This window comes from Brachyspira catarrhinii (assembly GCF_005518285.1).
Lineage (GTDB): Bacteria > Spirochaetota > Brachyspiria > Brachyspirales > Brachyspiraceae > Brachyspira > Brachyspira catarrhinii.
Genome location: NZ_SJDU01000410.1, coordinates 1 through 1,885 on the forward strand (window position 1 = coordinate 1; position 1,885 = coordinate 1,885).

At 24.9% G+C, this 1,885-nt stretch carries 2 protein-coding genes; both read left to right on the forward strand.

From position 1 onward, the window contains the following. Positions 1-230: 230 nt before the first annotated feature. Positions 231-956, forward strand: coding sequence for a hypothetical protein (locus EZH24_RS11020; RefSeq protein WP_137999160.1), 726 nt, complete (start codon positions 231-233; stop codon positions 954-956). Between the two features lie 262 nt (positions 957-1,218). After that, on the forward strand, positions 1,219-1,885 hold a 667-nt coding region (locus EZH24_RS11025), incomplete at its 3' end, for an Rpn family recombination-promoting nuclease/putative transposase (RefSeq protein WP_137999161.1).

Sequence of the window (1,885 nt, forward strand, 5' to 3'; positions counted from 1 at the left end):
ATGTCCAAGTTGCGGAAGCCGAGATATTAAATTTTCCGCTATAAATAAAATGATAAATAAAAAATAATCCATAAAATATAGAGGGAGGCAAAATGATTAATATAATCTTTTTTAGAGTATATTCTTTATATCCAACCTAACTTTTAAGAATTGCTTTAAAATTAAAAAATCAAAAAAAATAAATATTAAAAAATAAAATTAAAAAAAATTAAGACAAAGGAGATAAAATTATGAGTTATAAAGATTTATTTGAAAACGAAGGAATTAAACCGTCTATAACTATTCAATTAAAAGATAAAATAGACGAAAAAGTTTTTGGCGATATTTTAATTAAAGAAGGATTAACTAAAATATCAATAGAAATGAAAAATTCCGAAAAATCAATCGTTTATAATTATTTTAAATTTATAGACGAAACAAATTTAGATAATATTGCGACTATGTGTATTATAGTTTTAGACGCTGAAAGTTCATGCATATATTATGTAGAAACTATATCACGCGAGATGAAAGAAATTGGAGGAAATTTATTTAAGACATTTAATCCTTCTACTAGTGTTGAGGATAAAACAGTATCTATGCTAGAATTGGTTGGTGGATTGGCTGGCGGATTGTATAAAGGAGCTTTTGGAGCTATTGCTGATAGTATAAAAGATAAAGATATTGAAAATTTAGAAGGTTGGCAGTTAGTAGAAAAAGCGATTAATAAAATTAATAAAAATAAAAATGATTTCATTGATAGTATGAAAGAAATACTCTTTAGAGAAAAAATACTTGACGAAGTATATGATAAATCTGGAGAGTATGAAAATAATCAAAACAAATATGAAGCCGATACGGACGATATTATAGAGAAAATTGATTATAATATGCCATCTCGTCCTCATTATGAAGCGTTTATTATCAAACATTTTATTAAATATGTTATGGATAAATATAAACAAGAGATTTCATAATTTGTAAGCAGTAAAATAAAACCGCTCGATTAATCGATTTGAGATTTTGAGCGGTTTTATAATTAAAATTTTTAAAAATTTATTAGGCGTAAAATGTCAGAAATGTAAAAGTAAGTATATTAGCGTTTTGCCTATAATATATTGATTTAAATTTTAGTTAGAGATTATTTGATTCGATTTGGTTTTTAATAAGTCGTATATTTGAATTTTACATTTTTCATTAATATTTTGACAAATAATAATTTTTTGTTATAATATAATTATGAAAAATAATAAAGACAATATTGAAATAAAAAAATTAAGCGACTTATTTGCCCGATACCTACTCGGAAAAAATGGAAACGAAGATTTGCTTGAGAATTTAGTTAACGCAACTTTAAGCGATTTCAATTTTGAAGAAGTTAAAGATTTAGAAATTATCGACCCGTTTAATTTGTCCGAAAATATTGATTTGAAAGAGTCAATCATTGATGTTAAAGCGAAGACTAAAGACAATAAAACGGTAATTATAGAATTCCAACTTTGCGGAAATAAAAATTTCGTAGATAGAATATTTTATTACATTTCAAAAAACATTGTAAGCGAATTAAGGGAAGGCGAAGATTATCAAGAAGTTCAAAAAATAATTAGCATTAATTTGCTCGACTTTAATTTGGATTTTGGAGATGAAGGCAAACCTCATAGATGCTTTAAGTTAATTGACACCGAAAACCAAAATATTAGTTTAGACTATATTCAGATGCATATTATCGAAGTTCAAAGATTTATTGATATATTAGAAAATTCAACGATTGAAAAATTAAAGAAAAATAAACTTTTGACTTGGATGAAATTTTTTACAAGCAATAATTTAGAAAATATAGAAAAAGAACTTAAGGAGGCAAACCCAATTATGACAAAAGCGATTGAAGAATACAAAAGATTTACTT